Genomic DNA, 15,660 nt, shown 5'->3' on the forward strand with positions numbered 1-15,660 from the left:
CGGCCGGGCATTTCGCGAAGCTCGTCCACCTTCAGGCCCTTGACCAGCGGCGACGCTGGGTAGGAAGTGCGGAGAGGGAAGGAGGGCCGGCCGTGGAGGACACCGGGCAGTCTGCCGTGCCACGCGCCTTCCAGCTCGAGGACCTCGCCCACGCGGGCACGTACGTGGTGGACGACCGCGGGCGGATCGTCGAGGTGAACCCGCAGGCGGAGCGGTTGCTGCGGCGCAGCGCGCCCGAGCTGCTGGGCCGCGACGCCCACGACCTGCTGCACCGGGGCGAGCGCGGCGAGCCGCTGCCGCGCAGCCGGTGCGTGATGAGGCAGCCCCTGCTCACCAGCGACTCCGCCCACGGCGAGGACGTGTGGCTGGAGCGGGGCGACGGCTCGCTCGTGCAGATCGCCTGGCTGGTCACCCCGTGCCGGGTCGGCGAGGCCGGGACGGGCGCCCTGGTGCTCTTCCACGAGATCGGCTCGGCCGGGCTCGGCGAGCGGCAGCGGGCGCGTCCCGCCCCGTCGATGTCGGAGCTCGACCGGCTGGCCCTGCTCGCGGAGACGACCACGACGCTCACCGCGAGCCTGGACGTGGGCGAGACGCTGCGCCAGCTCGTCCGCCTGGTGGTGCCGCTGCTGGCCGACTGGGCGGTGGTGGACCTGCTGACCGAGGAGGGCGAGGTGTCCCGCGCCGCCGTCGTGCACCACGAGAACGGCGTCCTGGCGCACCGCCCCGATCTGGAGCGGCCGATGCCGCCGCTGCCGCGCGAGTCCGCGATGCCGCTGGCGCGGGCGCTGCGCGGCGTCACCGCGGCGCTGGTGGGCCCGAAGGACTACGAGGGGCCGCTCGATTCGCGGCTGGCGGCCGTCCAGCGGGAGCTGTTCGAGGCGACCGGCATCCGGTCGGCGTGCACCGCGCCGATCCGCGGCGTCCGCGACGTGGTCGGCGCGATGACCCTGGGGCGTTCGGAACAACCTCAGCCGTACAGCACCGACGACCTCCTGCTCGTCGAGGACATCGCCCGCCGGGCGGGGCTGGCGCTGGACAACGCCCGCCTGTACGAGCGGCAGCGCCGGGTCGCCGAGACCATGCAGCGCCACCTGCTTCCCCGGCTGCCGTCGGTGCCCGGCCTGGAGATGGGCGCGTGTTACGTGCCCGCGCCGCGCGCCTCGCAGGTCGGCGGCGACTGGTACGACGCGTTCGTGCTGTCCGACGGCTCCGCCGGGCTGGTGATCGGCGACGTGGTGGGCCACGACCTCGACGCCGCGTCCGGCATGGCGCAGGTCTGCAACATGCTGCGGGCCTACGCCGGTGAGCTGGAGGAGCCGCCCAGCGTGATCGTGGACCGGCTCGACCAGGCGGTGGCCCGCATGGCCGAGGCCACGATGGCCACCGTGGTCTTCGCCAGGGCCGAGCGCGCCGACGGGGCCTGGCAGTTCCGCTGGACCAACGCGGGGCACCCGCCGCCGCTGCTGGTCGAGGGCGACGGGCGCACCCGTTTCCTGGAGGAGGCGAGCGGCCTGCTGCTGGGCACCGGCTTCGCGCCGGTCCGCGAGGACGCCGTCATCGAGCTGCCGCCCCGCTCCACCGTGCTGCTCTACACCGACGGGCTGATCGAGTCGCCCAGCCAATCCCTGGACGAGGGGCTCGACCGGCTGCGGCGGCAGGCAGCGGCGCTGACCGGCCACCCGCTCAGCGCCTACTGCGACCGGCTGCTCACCCGCGTCCGCCCCACCGACAACGACGACGACGTCGCCCTGCTGACCCTGCGCATCCCCGGCTAGCGGAACGCGTCGGCGTTGGCCGCCGCCCACTGCTCGAACGTGCGTGGCGGGCGGCCCGTGACCTGCTCGACCGTGGGCAGCACCGCCGACTCGTCCAGCTCGCCCCGGGCGAAGAAGCCGTAGAAGGCCTCCGCGTACGCCTCCGGCATCCCGCCGTCCAGCATCTCGGCCCTGGCCTCGGCGTCGGTCAGCCCCTCGAACCGCAGCCGCCTGTCCAGCGCCGCCCCGAGGATGGCCACCCGGTCGGCGGGCCGCAGCGCCCGCGGCCCCGTCAGCCCGTAGACCTGCCCGTCGTGCCCCTTCTCCAGCAGGGACGCGGCGGCCACGGCGGCGATGTCGAGAGGATCGACGGTCGCGACGGCGACGCCGGGCCAGGAGTCGCGTACGACGTCTCCTGACCTGAGCTGCCCGGCCCAGCGGAACGTGTTCGACATGAACGTCCGCGGCCGCAGCACCGTCCACGGCACCCCCGACTCCCGCACCAGCGCCTCGGACTCCACGTGGTACTTCGAAACGGGATTGCCCAGGTCGGCGGCCTCCGCCGCGCTCGCCGACAGCAGCACCACGTGCTGGACCCCGGCCCGCGCCACGGCGGCCAGCGTCTCTTCCATCCGGTCGTACCCGGCCATCAGGAACACCCCGCGCACCCCGTCCAGGGCGCCGGCCACCGACTCGGGATCGTTCAGATCGCCCATGGCGAGCTCTGCGGGCAGCTCGACCTCGCGCCGCACCAGCGCCCGCACCGGCTCGCCCGCCTCCGCCAGCGTACGCACCAGCGCGCCGCCCGCGTTCCCCGTTGCACCCGTGACAAGGATCATGCCCGGGATGCTAGAACAATACGGACATGAAGGTGTCGATCTCCCGGAAGCCCACCTTCCGGTAGACCGCCCTGGCGGGGTGGTTGTAGTCGTTGACGTACAGCGAGACGACGGGCGCGAAGCAGCTCATCGCCGCCTCCACCACGGCGGCCATCCCCGCCACCGCGTACCCCCTGCCCCGCAGCTCGGGGGCCACCCAGACGCCCTGGATCTGGCAGGCGTGCGGCGTGACGGCCCCCACCTCGGCCTTGAACACGACCCGGCCGTCGTCGATCCGCGCGTACGAGCGCCCGATCCTGATCAGCTCGGCCACCCGCGTCCGGTAGAGGGCGCCGCCGTCACCGAGGTTCGGCGAGACGCCGACCTCCTCGGTGAACATCGCCACGCACGCCGGCAGCAGGACGTCGAACTCGTCGGGCCGCACCCGCCGCACCAGCGGGTCGGCCGACACGGGCGGCTTGCTGGAGGTCGCCATGACGGGCTGGGCCCAGCGGATCGCCCGCGCCCGCCCCCAGTGCGGCTCCAGCCGCTCCCACAGCAGCGAGACGGCGTCGACCGGCCCCACGATGGACGAGCAGCGCCGCCCCTGCTTGCGCGCGCGGTCGGCGAAGGCGTGCACGGCCTCCGGGCCGGCGTTGACCGGCACCATGTTGGCGCCGGCGTAACAGAGTGACACAAGGCCACCGCGCGGCCCGAACCCCCACATCTGCCCGCCGAGCCGCGCCGGGTTGAGTCCGACGGCCCGCACCCGAGAGGACACGAAGACGTTGGCGACCGGATCGGAGTCCAGCAGGGCGAGAACCTCGTCCCGGTCGTTGTCGTCGAGCACGCGCGACGCCGATGTACGCAGCATCACATGGTCAGACTACGCGAAGGGTTACCGAATGCGGCATCCGGCGCTGCCCACGGTAACCCTTTCTTGACGTCAGCCGATGGGCAGCCTTTCGAGCACGCCCAGGAGCCCCAGCAAACCCGGAGGCTGCGGGCTGTTCGACGTCATGTGCGCGGCCGGGCGCGGCTCGGGCGTGGCGGCGCAGGTCGCGTCGCGGCGCGGCAGGGTACCGTCCCGCAGGTACGCGGCCAGGTGCCCGTCCAGGCACTTGTTGCCCGACAGCGACACCCCGTGGTTGCCGCCGTGCTCCAGCACCATGCGGGAGCGGGGGAAGAGCCGGGCCATCTGCAGGGCGCCCTGGTACGGCGTCGCCGCGTCGTAGCGGGACTGCAGCATGAGGAACGGCGGCAGCTTCGGCGAGGAGCGCACGTCCACCGGCTTGCCGCCCCGCACCGGCCAGAACGCGCAGGGGGCGTTGAACCAGGCGTTCGGCCAGGTCAGGAACGGCGCCTCGCGGTGCATCGCCTTCATGTCGGCCCGCCACTTGTCCCACTGGCGCGGCCAGCGGGCGTCGCGGCACTGGACGCTGAGGTAGATGGCGTAGCCGTTCTCGTCGGCCGCGTCGTTCTTGCCGTGCTTGGCGTAGATGTCGGTGAGGCCCTTGACGTCGCCCTGCCGGACGTAGTCGGACCAGGCCTGGGCGAACTGGGGCCAGACCTTGTCGCTGTAGCCGGCCACGGTGAAGGTGTCGTCGAGCTCGCTGGGCCCCACGATGCCTCCGGCCGGCTTCGCGCGCAGCCGGTCGCGCATCGCGTAGTAGGCGAAGGAGGTCTGCTTGAGCGTGGCGCCCAGCTTGTAGGCGTCGTGGTGCTTGGCGGCCCAGGCCAGGAACTGGCGGTGCCGGCGTTCGAAGGCGCGGTCCTGCTTGAGGTTGGAGTCGTACCAGACGCCCGTGGGGTCGACGCTGCTGTCCATGACCATGCGCTTGACGCGGCTGGGGAAGAGGGTGGCGTAGACGGCGCCGAGGTAGGTGCCGTACGAGTAGCCGAGGTAGCTGATCCTGTCCTCGCCGAGGGCGGCGCGGATGGTGTCCATGTCCCTGGCGGAGTTCTCGGTGGTGAGGTGCGGCAGCAGCCAGGCCCAGCGCTGGCCGCAGCGGGAGGCGTACTCGGCGGCCCTGGCGAGCAGCACCTTCTCCTCCGCCCTGCCGTGCGGCACCGCGTCCGGCCGCGGGGCCCTGTAGTACGTGGCGGGGTCCACGCAGTGCACGGCCGGCTCGCTGGCGCCGACGCCGCGCGGGTCGAACCCGACGACGTCGTACCGCCCGGCCACGTCGGCGGGCAGTGACGTGGCGACGTACTCGGTCAGGTCACGCCCCGACGACCCCGGTCCTCCGGGGTTGACCAGCAGCGTGCCCAGGTGGCCGGCGTCCCTGGAGACCTTGGCCTTGATCCGGTTGAGCGCGACCTTGATCGACTGCCCCATGGGATGGCGGTAGTCGAGCGGTACGCGTACGGTGGCGCATTCGAGGGCGGCCGAGGCCGTCTTCCCCGCCACCTTGGGACAGGCTTCCCACACCACAGGCGCCTTCCTGCCGGCCACCGCCGCCCCGTCCGCGCTCACGACCCCCGCGACGAGCACCACCAGCCCGGTGGCAACCCCCATTACCCGCTTCACTCGGCCCCCTTCCATGTCATAGGCCTTGCGATGCTCCCGCGAGCGACGGGCCGATGACTCTGGGTATGGGGAAATGCTTGCCGTTCTGTGATCTCGCTGTTGCAGTGCGTGACGATACTCCGGCCGGAAACTTTCGGGAAAGTGCACCCACCAGACCTCCAGCACCCCCCTTTCAGCTATTTTCCGATACTTTCGACAACCCCTCCGCCATATCCGCAGCACAGACCCACGAATGTTCACCCGTTCCCGAAATATTTCGGGATGTCGTTGACATATTTCGACGGGCTTCCCAGACTGATCGCCAGCACCCCCCACTCGGAAGGGAGAGCCCTGTGACCATCGGCTTGGCCCGCTCCAGACTCGTCGCGCTGGCGGTGGCGACGACGCTCTCGATCACCGGAGCGATGACGGTTGCATCCACCGAGGCCGCCGCGGCGGCCGGAGTCGAGGACGAGGGCGCCGACTGCGCCGTGCCCGGCCTGCCCGACGCGGGCTCGTTACCCACCGTCTCCAGGCTCCCCGACCCCTTCACCAAGCTGAACGGCACCCGCATCGCCACCAGGGCCGACTGGCGATGCAGGCGGCAGGAGATCAAGAAGCTGGCGGAGAAGTTCGTCTACGGCGAGAAGCCGCCCAAGCCGTCCAGCGTCACGGGGACCGTCTCCAGGACCGGCATCAGCGTGAACGTCTCGCACAACGGCAGAAGCTCCAGCTTCTCGGCCAGCGTGGACCTGCCGAGCGGCACAGGGCCCTTCCCCGCCGTGGTCGTCCTGGGCGGGCTCGGCGCCGACACCGCCACGATCAAGGCGGCCGGCGCCGCCGTCATCAACTACGACCCCCTCGCGGTCGGCCGGGAGGGCACGCCGCGCAACAACAAGCAGGGCGCCTTCTACAGCGTCTACGGCGCCTCCAGCGGCACGGGCGTCCTGGCCGCCTGGGCGTGGGGCGTGAGCCGGATCATCGACGTCATCGAGCAGTCGGGCGGCAGCATCCTGCGGGCGGACGCGACCGGCGTCACGGGCTGCTCCCGGTACGGCAAGGGCGCCTTCGTGGCCGGCGCCTTCGACCAGCGCATCGCGCTGACCATGCCCGTCGAGTCGGGCAGCGGCGGGGTGGCCGCGTTCCGCTCGATCCCCGGCGAGAGCGGCGCCCAGCCGCTGAGCAGCACCTACTCCGAGCAGCCGTGGCTCGGCGACGCGTTCAGCTCCTTCACGGGCAGCCCGGGCAGGCTGCCGGTGGACACGCACTCGGTGGTGGGCATGATCGCGCCGCGCGGCCTGTTCATCATGGACAACCCGCACATCGACTGGCTCGCCGCCAGGTCCGCGAGCGTCGGGGCCCTGGGCGGCGCGGAGGTCTACAAGGCGCTCGGCGCCGGCGGCAACATCACGTACTGGTCGGCCGTCCAGGACGGCACCCACTGCGCCACCAGATCGGAATGGCGCACCCCTCTCCAGCAGAACATCCAGCGATTCCTCCTGAACACCGGCAGCTACACCGGCTCCATGCGGATCGCGTCCAACAAGAGCGGCAACCTGGCCGAGTGGCGCGACTGGACGACCCCCACCCTCACCGACGGCGGCGGCGACACCTCACCGCCCACGGCCCCGGCCGGCCTGGCCGCCTCGGCGACCACCTCCACGGGCACGACACTCACCTGGACGGCCTCCACGGACGACAACGGCGTCGCGGGCTACGACATCCTGCGCGCCCCCGGCGCGACGGGCGGCACCTTCACCCAGGCCGGCACCTCGGCCACCCCCTCGTACACCGACACGGGCCTGACCCCGAGCGCCACGTACCGCTACCAGGTGAGGGCCCGCGACGCCGCGGGCAACGCCTCACCGGTCTCCAACACCGTCCAGATCACCACCCAGCCCGGCACGTCCACCGGCACCTGCACGGCCACCGGCACCGTACAGACGCAGTGGCCGACCGGCTACGTCATCCAGCCCCTCACGATCACCAACACCGGCACCTCGACCATCACGTCCTGGACGGTCACCTTCACCCTCCCCGCCGGCCACACCCTGTCCGGCTCCTGGAACGGCACCGTCACGACCAGCGGCCAGACCGTCACCATCAGGAACGCCGCCCACAACGGCACGATCGCCGCGGGCGCCGGCAACAGCAGCGCCGGCTTCCAGGTGACCCGGCCGAACGGCGACACCTACGTCCCGTCCGGCTACACCTGCACCTGACAGCCATCACCTCCGGCCCGCCCGTCCCCTTCCGGCATGGGCGGGCCCGCCTACTCGATCAGGTCGCAGAGCCCCGGCCCGAGCTCGTCGCCGACCATGCGCAGCGCGAGCTCGGCGCGGGAGGCGAGGACCAGAGGCGGCACCCCGGCCACCAGGTCGGCATGTGCGAGCCGGTCGAGCGCGGCTCCCACCAGCGGCGGGGTGACGCGCAAGGTCGCCTGGAGCGCCACGCCGCCGGTCGACCCGCCGTGCAGGATGATGTTGCGGCTGCGGTAGAGCCTGCGCAGCGAGATCTCGACATACCGCCGCACCCGTCCGAGCACCTGCGCCCGGTCGGCCAGCAACGCACGCATGCGGGCAACTGCCGCCACATCGTTCGCCCTGCGCCAGGAACGTTCGAGTGGCAGGGAGTGCCCGAGCTCCAGCTCGGCGGCGATCAATCGGGCACGTTCGCGGTTGGAGGCGCAACGGTCCAGCCGTTCAGCGAGGTCTCCCGTACCGGTCCGGCGGATGCGATGCGACAGCGCGGTCAGCTCGGCCCGTGGCCAGGAGCAGGCGACGAGCGCGGCGGCACGGGCCGCGGCAACCACGCGCTCACGTTCGTCAGGATCCCTGGCCTCGGTCAGCAGGGACTCCAGCGCGCTCCACCCTCCGGCGATCGCCGGAGCCAGCGGGCCATGATTCAGCGCCGAGGCGATCTCCAGCGCCTCATCGACGGCGCTTCGCCGTCGATCGCTCAGGTGCTGCGGATCGGCTCCCACCACGTAGAGTTGCCGTTCCGCCGCGAGGGAGAGAACCCGAGCGCCTCTGGCGGGCATCCGCAGCGGCATTGCGCTGCTGTGGTTGAGCACCACAGCCCGGTCGAACGGCGTGACCGCGCCAGCCCCGGCGAAGCGGGCGCGCGCCTGCAGGCGTTCGACGACATCCGTCACGATCTCCAGGGCCCGTTCGGCGTCTCTCGCCTCCACCTCGTAGGAAAGTGCGCCGACGACACAGCCGCTCAGTTTCACACCGGCAGCGGCCATGAGCTCCTCGGCCTCCCGCGCTCCCACCCAATGGCTGAGGCCGACCGCCAGCTCTTCCCAGCCATGCAGATCAGCAAAGGGAACGACCACCTTCCAGCAGGTCGGTGGCACGGTGAGCAAGCCGGCCATCTCTTCGATCAGATCGGTGGCGGACAGACCGAGGCGACCGTCGCGGAGCCAGCGGTTGAGGCCGTCCATGCTGTATCCGATGTCGAGCAGATGAGCGGCAACCGCCCTGGCGACCTTCTCCGCCGGCGGCGGCCCGACGCCGGCCACGCACCCGGCCCACCGCTCGAGGTACCCGGGACGGCCGATGTCGATCAGGTGACGCAGTTTCCTGCGACCCTCGCTGGCGATCGTGAGAGTGGTGCGCAGGCATCCTTGCAGCTCACGCCGGAACGTTGCGGAGCCGAGCGCCGGGTCCTCGCCGAACAGCCGCTCACCTTCATGCCGTTGCCAGTCGACGGACGCCTGGGAGAGCACGCGCCGATCCACCCATGTGCCTGCTTCGTACAGCTCCTCGAGGGCTAAGAAGCTGCTCACGTCCCAGAGACGACGCGGCCAAGGCGTTCTGGCACTGCTGAAGTCCAGCATGCGTGTCACGACATGCCGGGAGTATGCGGAGGACGGGTCGCGTCCGGGGGAAGTGTTGTGCATCCTGCTGCCTCGGGCCGATAGACGACATCGTCACGCAACGTGTCGAAGTAACGACTGTGAGCATAAGGAAGCGCCGTGACCTGTGTTGGGGGTATGCTGAAATCAGCCGCACAAGAAGGCACACGAACTTGTCCGGGGCTACGGCCCCCCAGAGGGCGCGACCGATCAGGTCGCGCCCTCTGTTTTTCCTGGGCAGAGCCGACCGCCCGGGGTGCGCACCGGCCCCGGAGCGCGGTGGGACACCGGGTGTGGGCTCACTACAGGCCCACACCCGCACAGACCAACCTCAGCCGACCGTGACCGTCGGACCGGTGGTCTCATCGTCGAGGTCGACCTCGACGCCCATCTCCTCGGCCAGCCGCAGTGCCTCTTCGATCAGCGTCTCGACGATCTGGGACTCGGGGACGGTCTTGATGACCTCGCCCTTGACGAAGATCTGCCCCTTGCCGTTCCCGGAGGCCACCCCGAGGTCGGCCTCGCGGGCCTCGCCGGGGCCGTTGACGACGCAGCCCATGACGGCCACCCGCAGCGGCACCTTCATGCCCTCCAGGCCCGCCTGGACCTGATCGGCCAGGGTGTACACGTCGACCTGGGCCCGACCGCACGACGGGCAGGAGACGATCTCCAGGCCGCGCTCGCGCAGGCCGAGCGACTCCAGGATCTGGGCGCCGACCTTGACCTCCTCCACCGGAGGGGCCGACAGGGAGACGCGGATGGTGTCGCCGATGCCCTCCGCGAGCAGGGCGCCGAAGGCGACGGCGGACTTGATCGTGCCCTGGAAGGCCGGGCCGGCCTCCGTGACGCCGAGGTGGAGCGGGTAGTCGCACTGGGCGGCGAGCTGGCGGTAGGCGTTGATCATCACGACCGGGTCGTTGTGCTTGACCGAGATCTTGATGTCGCGGAAGCCGTGCTCCTCGAACAGGGAGCACTCCCACAGCGCCGACTCCACCAGCGCCTCGGGGGTGGCCTTGCCGTACTTCTCCAGCAGGCGCTTGTCGAGGGAGCCGGCGTTGACGCCGATACGGATCGGGATGCCGGCGTCGGCCGCCGCACGGGCGATCTCGCCGACCTTGTCGTCGAACTTCTTGATGTTTCCGGGGTTGACCCGGACAGCCGCGCAGCCCGCGTCGATCGCGGCGAAGACGTACTTCGGCTGGAAGTGGATGTCGGCGATCACCGGGATCTGCGACTTCTTGGCGATGATGGGCAGCGCGTCGGCGTCGTCCTGGGACGGCACGGCGACCCGGACGATCTGGCAGCCGGACGCGGTGAGCTCGGCGATCTGCTGCAAGGTGGCGTTGACGTCGGCGGTCACCGTCGTCGTCATCGACTGCACCGACACGGGGGCGTCGCCGCCCACGGGCACGCTGCCGACCATGATCTGGCGGGAGTGGCGCCGTTCGGCGAGCGGCTTGGGGCGCACCGTCGGGATGCCGAGAGCTACAGGAGACATTTCAACCCTTACTGTGACGACGCTATCCAGTCTAGGTAGCTAGCGGGACTGCCCGGCTGTGAGTTCGGCCGCACGGGCACGGGCCCAGGCATCGGCCGCCAGCACCTCTTCAACGGTGTCGGCGGGGGTGACCTGGTGCTCCTCGACGACCTTGGCCACGGTGTCGACGATGGACAGGAACGGCAGCCCCCGCTGGAGGAAGGCGTCGAGGCACACCTCGTTGGCGGCGTTGTAGACGGCGGGCGCGGTGCCGCCCTCCCCGCCGACGTGCCTGGCCAGCGCGACCGCGGGGAATGCCAGGTCGTCGAGCGGCTCGAACGTCCAGGTGTGCGCCTTGGTCCAGTCGATGGGCCGGGCGGCGCCGGGGACGCGCCCGGGGTGACCGAGCGCCAGGGCGATCGGCAGCCGCATGTCGGGCGGGCTGGCCTGGGCGATGGTGGAGCCGTCGACGTACTCGACCATGCTGTGGATGATCGACTGGGGATGCACCACGACTTCGATGCGGTCGAAGCCGAGGTCGTAGAGCAGGTGCGCCTCGATCACCTCGAGACCCTTGTTGACCAGGTTCGCGGAGTTGATGGTGATGTAGGGGCCCATGGACCAGGTGGGATGGGCCAGGGCCATCTCGGGCGTGACGCCGGCCATCTCCTCGCGCCTCATGCCCCTGAACGGCCCGCCGCTCGCGGTGATCACGAGCTGCTTGACGCACGAGGGGTCGTAGCCCTCGGGCCCGGCGGCCCACAGGCACTGCAGCACCGCCGAGTGCTCGGAGTCGACCGGGAGGATCTGCCCCGGCCGGGCCAGCCGCTTGACCAGCGGCCCGCCGATGATCAGCGACTCCTTGTTGGCCAGCGCGAGCGCCCTGCCCGCCTCCAGCGCGACGAGCGTGGAGGTCAGGCCGAGCGCGCCGGTGATGCCGTTGAGCACCACGTCGCACTGCCACCCGGCCACCTCGGCGACGCCTTCGGGGCCGCCCAGCACGGTGGGCTTGGCGCCGTGCGCGGCCAGCGCCTCCTTCAGCGCCGGCACGGCCGACGCGTCGGCCACCGCCACCGCTTCGGCCGCGAACTCCGCCGCCTGCCTGGCCAGCAACTCGACCCTGCCGCCCCCCGCCGCCAGCGCGGTGACCTTGAAGCCGCCGGGGTTGGCGGCGATGACGTCGAGGGCCTGGGTGCCGATCGAGCCGGTGGAGCCGAGCACGACGACGGAGCGGAGGGTCTCTTCATGCACGTGTCCATTGTCCCCGCTGTGCGGCGCACTCCGGCACATGGGACCGGTCGTCCATAAATTCCCCTCCTTATGTGACGCCCGAGAACCCAGTGAATTTATGACGGAATACCGTCATATCGGAATGCGCAAATCTTGAGAAATCTGGATATTGCTACGGCTACCTTCCAAGCTCACCGTCCGGTTTAGGGAGGTTCGTAATGCACCGCCGCTTCGCCGTGCTTTCCACCGCCGTCGTGCTCACCGTCGCCTTGGCGCCCACCAGCACGGCCGACACCCGCGCGGCCGACACCAGGGCGCCGCGCCCCAGGCCCGCCCAGCAGGCCGCCGCCGACACGGCCGCCGAGCGGCGGCAGGTGCTGACGTACTGGACCGAGAGCCGCATGGAGGCCGCCCAGCCGCTGAAGGCCCCGGCCCCGAAGGCGGGGACGGCGGGTGAGCCGGAGCGGGGTGCCCCGTCCACCGCCCCGTCCACCGCCCCGCCCACCCGTGAGCTGCAGGCGGCCAGGACCCCGGGCGAGGCGTGGACCGGCGGCGGCGCGGTGGCGCGCACGACCGGCCGGGTCTTCTTCACCACCCAGGGCGGCCGCAACTCCTCCTGCTCGGGCACCGCCGTGACCAGCGCCAACAAGAGCGTGGTGCTGACCGCCGGCCACTGCGTGAAGATGAGCGGCGCCTTCCACACGAACTGGGTCTTCGTGCCCGGCTACGACAGGGGCAGCCGCCCGTTCGGCACCTGGCCCGCGACCAGGCTGCTGACCACGCCGCAGTGGAACGCCAGGGAGGACGTCAGCTTCGACGTCGCCGCCGCCGTGGTGGCGCCGCTCGACGGCAGGGCGCTGGTGGACGTCGTCGGCGGCCAGGGCGTGGCCTTCAACCAGCCCAGACGCCGGCAGATGTACGCCTTCGGCTACCCGGCGCTCGCCCCGTACGACGGCTCGAAGCTGATCCACTGCAGCGGCAGGGCGTTCGACGACTTCGTCGGGACCGGCGACCTCGGCCTGACCTGCAACATGACGGGCGGTTCGAGCGGCGGGCCGTGGATGCTGAATTTCGCCGAGTCGACCGGGCTCGGCACCCTGAATTCGGTGAACAGCTTCAAATACAGCTTCGCCCCGAACTGGATGCTCGGCCCCTATTTCGGGAACGAGGCGCAGGCCGTCTACCAATCGGCACAAACGGCCAGCGTACTCTGAGGAATTTACCGAAAGTAGTCACAAGAACACATCTCGTGGTGCACACTCGGGGGACATGACCTTGAGCACCCCCCTGCTTGCGGCGGCCCCGCTCCTCGCGGGGCTGATCGGCCCCGCGCTCCTCGGCGCCGCACCCGCCCGCGAGCAGGCCGACCCATCGGCCGTCGTGCCAGCGCACACGGCCAAGCGGAGCGACATCGTCGAGCACGTCGCCGCCCGCAGCGCCGCCGACCACCGGCGCGTGCTCGACTACTGGACACCCGAGCGCATGGCCAAGGCCCTGCCGATCGGCCTGCTCGACATCGTGACGGACGTGACGGACGGCGGCGACCTGCTGAGCGGCGTCACGGGTGGCGCGGGCGTACGCACCACCCCCGACCTGACGGGCAGGAAGGCCGACCTGACGCTGCCGCGCAAGCTGATGGGCTCGCACCACCTGGCCGCCGCCAGGCCCGACGCCAGCACGATCGGCTCCCGCTGGATCACCGGCGGCCAGGTGGCCAGGACCACGGGCCGGGTCTTCCTGACCGTGGCGGGGGCCGACTTCGTCTGCTCGGCGAGCACCGTGAACAGCGCCAACAAGGACGTCGTGGTCACCGCCGGCCACTGCGTCAAGGACGGGGCCGGCGAGTGGGCGGCGAACTGGACGTTCGTCCCCGGGTACGGCACCAGCGGCCTGCGCCCGTACGGCCAGTACACCGCGCGCCGCATGTTCGTCGCCGGCCCCTGGTCCCGCAGCGGCGACGACAACTACGACGTCGGCATGGTGGCCCTGGCCCCCTCGCACGGCAGGCACGTGGCCGACGTGGTGGGCACGCAGAAGATCGCGTTCAACGCGGCTCGGGGCGGGCAGGCGTTCGGCTTCGGATACCCCGCCGACCCGCCGTACGACGGGGACCACCTGGTCTACTGCGCGGGCCGCCTGAAGAACGACCCGTACGGCCAGACCCGCGACCAGGGCCTCGGCTGCGACATGACGGCGGGCGCGAGCGGCGGGCCGTGGATGACCGGGTTCGACACGGCCAGCGGCAAGGGCACGATCACGTCGCTGAGCAGCTTCAAGTACAGCGACGACCAGCGCACGATGTACGGCCCGTACTTCGGCGACGCCGTCAAGGCGCTCTTCGAGACCGCACAACACGCCTGACCCGGCGGGGCGCCCTGTCCAGGACAGGACAGGGCGTCCGCCCGGCGCTCAGAGCGTCAGCCCGGTCAGCACCATGACCTTCTCGTAGGTGTAGTCCTCCATCGCCGAGTGCAGCCCCTCGCGCCCGATCCCCGAGTCCTTGACCCCGCCGTACGGCATCTGGTCGGCCCGGTACGAGGGCACGTCACCGATGATCACACCGCCCACCTCCAGCTCCCGGTTCGCCCGGAAGGCGGCGTCCAGCGAGCGGGTGAACACCCCGGCCTGCAGGCCGTACTTCGAGTCGTTGACCATCGCGTACGCCTCGCCGATCGAGCCCGCGGGCTGGAGGATCATGACGGGGCCGAAGACCTCCTCGCACGCCACCTTGGCGTCGTGCGGAACGCCGGCCAGCACCGTCGGGGCGATGGTCGCGCCCTGCCTGGTGCCGCCCGCCAGCACCTTCGCCCCGGCGGCGACGGCCTCCTGGACCCACTGCTCGACGCGCTCGGCCGCGGCCTCCGACACCAGCGGGCCCACCTGGGTCTTCTCGTCGGCGGGGTCGCCGGTGACGAGGGCGGAGACGGCGGGCAGCAGGCGCTCGACGAACGCGTCGTAGACGGGCTGCTCGACGATCACCCGCTGCACGGCGATGCAGCTCTGCCCGGCCTGGTAGTTGGAGAACAGGGCGATGCGCTGGGCCGCCCAGTCGAGGTCGGCGTCGGCCAGCACGACGGCGGCCGCGTTGCCGCCCAGCTCCAGCGTCACGTGCTTGCGCGGCACCTGGTCGGCGATGGCGTAGCCGACGGGCGCGGAGCCGGTGAACGACACGACGGGCAGCCTCGGGTCCTGGACCAGCGCGGAGGCGCGGTCGTTCTCGATCGGCAGCACCGAGAACATGCCCGCGGGCAGGTCCGTCTCGGCCAGGATCTCGCCGAGGAGCAGCGAGGACAGCGGCGTGGCGGGGGCGGGCTTGACGATGACGGGAGCACCGACGGCGATGGCCGGCGCGACCTTGTGAGCGACCAGGTTCAGCGGGAAGTTGAACGGGGTGATCGCCAGGACGGGGCCCTTGGGCACGCGGGAGACGTACGCCAGGCGCCCGGCCGCGGCCGGCTCGGTGTCGAGCCGCTGCACGCCGCCGGACCAACGGCGGGCCTCCTCGGCGGCGAAGCGGAACGTGGCCACCGCCCGCCCGACCTCGCCGCGGGCCCACATGATGGGCTTGCCGTTCTCGGCGGTGATCAGGTGGGCGATCTCGTCGGCCCGCTCGGCGATCCGGCGAGACACGTGGGCCAGGGCCTCGGCCCGCACGTGGACGGGCAGCGCGGCGGCCTGCGCGGCCACCGCGGAGGCGGCCGCGACGGCCTCCTCGACCTGGGCGTCGGTCGGCACGGAATGCCTGCCGACCGCGCGGCCGTCGTGGGGGTTGGTGACAGTGAGCTCGGTGTCCCCGGTCGCGGCGCGGCCGGCCAGCCAGAAGGTACGCACGTCCATGTCTCCGACGTTATGCCAAGGCATGGACCGGGGATTTACACCACGATGCACAACACTCCCACGAGGGCTCACCGTTAAGTACAAGCCCCGATGTATACCCATGATGTAACAGAAGTAGACCCAATTCGGGATGTTTACCATGCGGAGTGGTTTGAGCGATCTCCGCTATGGCTAAG

The 15,660-nt window shown here is 71.3% G+C and carries 11 protein-coding genes; 4 read left to right on the forward strand and 7 right to left on the reverse strand.

Annotated elements, in window-relative coordinates:
• The first annotated feature begins 92 nt into the window (after positions 1 to 92).
• Entirely contained in the window at positions 93 to 1,775 is a 1,683-nt protein-coding gene (locus tag ACBJ32_RS26335; protein ID WP_375128962.1) for a SpoIIE family protein phosphatase, read from the forward strand.
• Here the strand turns inward: ACBJ32_RS26335 and ACBJ32_RS26340 are convergent.
• From ACBJ32_RS26340 to ACBJ32_RS26350, 3 genes are all read right to left on the reverse strand, one after another.
• Positions 1,772 to 2,593 (reverse strand): NmrA family NAD(P)-binding protein, encoded by an 822-nt coding sequence (locus tag ACBJ32_RS26340; RefSeq protein WP_375128963.1) that lies wholly within the window; start codon positions 2,591 to 2,593, stop codon positions 1,772 to 1,774. The two genes, ACBJ32_RS26335 and ACBJ32_RS26340, sit on opposite strands and share 4 nt — an antisense overlap.
• Positions 2,594 to 2,603: 10 nt before the next feature.
• A complete protein-coding gene (locus tag ACBJ32_RS26345; protein ID WP_375128998.1) occupies positions 2,604 to 3,446 on the reverse strand; it encodes a GNAT family N-acetyltransferase in 843 nt (280 codons plus the stop codon).
• A gap of 72 nt (positions 3,447 to 3,518) precedes the next feature.
• Entirely contained in the window at positions 3,519 to 5,090 is a 1,572-nt protein-coding gene (locus ACBJ32_RS26350; protein ID WP_375128964.1) for an alpha/beta hydrolase, read from the reverse strand.
• Between the two features lie 344 nt (positions 5,091 to 5,434).
• Between ACBJ32_RS26350 and ACBJ32_RS26355 the strand changes: the two genes are divergently transcribed.
• On the forward strand, positions 5,435 to 7,303 hold the full coding sequence (locus ACBJ32_RS26355) for a cellulose binding domain-containing protein (protein ID WP_375128965.1): 1,869 nt from the start codon (positions 5,435 to 5,437) through the stop codon (positions 7,301 to 7,303).
• A gap of 50 nt (positions 7,304 to 7,353) precedes the next feature.
• Here ACBJ32_RS26355 and ACBJ32_RS26360 read toward each other — a convergent pair whose 3' ends face one another.
• From ACBJ32_RS26360 to dxr, 3 genes are all read right to left on the reverse strand, one after another.
• Positions 7,354 to 8,922, reverse strand: coding sequence for an integrase (locus ACBJ32_RS26360; RefSeq protein WP_375128966.1), 1,569 nt, complete (start codon positions 8,920 to 8,922; stop codon positions 7,354 to 7,356).
• A 349-nt stretch (positions 8,923 to 9,271) separates the two neighbouring features.
• Positions 9,272 to 10,438, reverse strand: coding sequence for a flavodoxin-dependent (E)-4-hydroxy-3-methylbut-2-enyl-diphosphate synthase (ispG, locus tag ACBJ32_RS26365; protein ID WP_357869773.1), 1,167 nt, complete (start codon positions 10,436 to 10,438; stop codon positions 9,272 to 9,274).
• 39 nt (positions 10,439 to 10,477) lie between these two features.
• Positions 10,478 to 11,707, reverse strand: coding sequence for a 1-deoxy-D-xylulose-5-phosphate reductoisomerase (dxr, locus tag ACBJ32_RS26370; protein WP_375128967.1), 1,230 nt, complete (start codon positions 11,705 to 11,707; stop codon positions 10,478 to 10,480).
• Positions 11,708 to 11,865: 158 nt separating this feature from the next.
• On the opposite strand from dxr, the gene ACBJ32_RS26375 reads away from it, so the two are divergent.
• Both ACBJ32_RS26375 and ACBJ32_RS26380 read left to right on the forward strand, forming a co-directional pair.
• The gene (locus tag ACBJ32_RS26375) at positions 11,866 to 12,861 is read left to right on the forward strand and encodes a trypsin-like serine peptidase (RefSeq protein WP_375128968.1); all 996 of its coding nucleotides are present in this window, start codon (positions 11,866 to 11,868) and stop codon (positions 12,859 to 12,861) included.
• A 55-nt stretch (positions 12,862 to 12,916) separates the two neighbouring features.
• A complete protein-coding gene (locus ACBJ32_RS26380) occupies positions 12,917 to 14,008 on the forward strand; it encodes a trypsin-like serine peptidase (RefSeq protein WP_375128969.1) in 1,092 nt (363 codons plus the stop codon).
• Positions 14,009 to 14,056: 48 nt separating this feature from the next.
• Here ACBJ32_RS26380 and ACBJ32_RS26385 read toward each other — a convergent pair whose 3' ends face one another.
• Positions 14,057 to 15,484, reverse strand: a complete 1,428-nt coding sequence (locus tag ACBJ32_RS26385) for an aldehyde dehydrogenase family protein (protein WP_357869762.1) — start codon at positions 15,482 to 15,484, stop codon at positions 14,057 to 14,059.
• Positions 15,485 to 15,660 lie beyond the last annotated feature (176 nt).

The organism is Nonomuraea sp. GTA35 (assembly GCF_041950525.1).
Taxonomy (GTDB): Bacteria; Actinomycetota; Actinomycetes; order Streptosporangiales; family Streptosporangiaceae; genus Nonomuraea.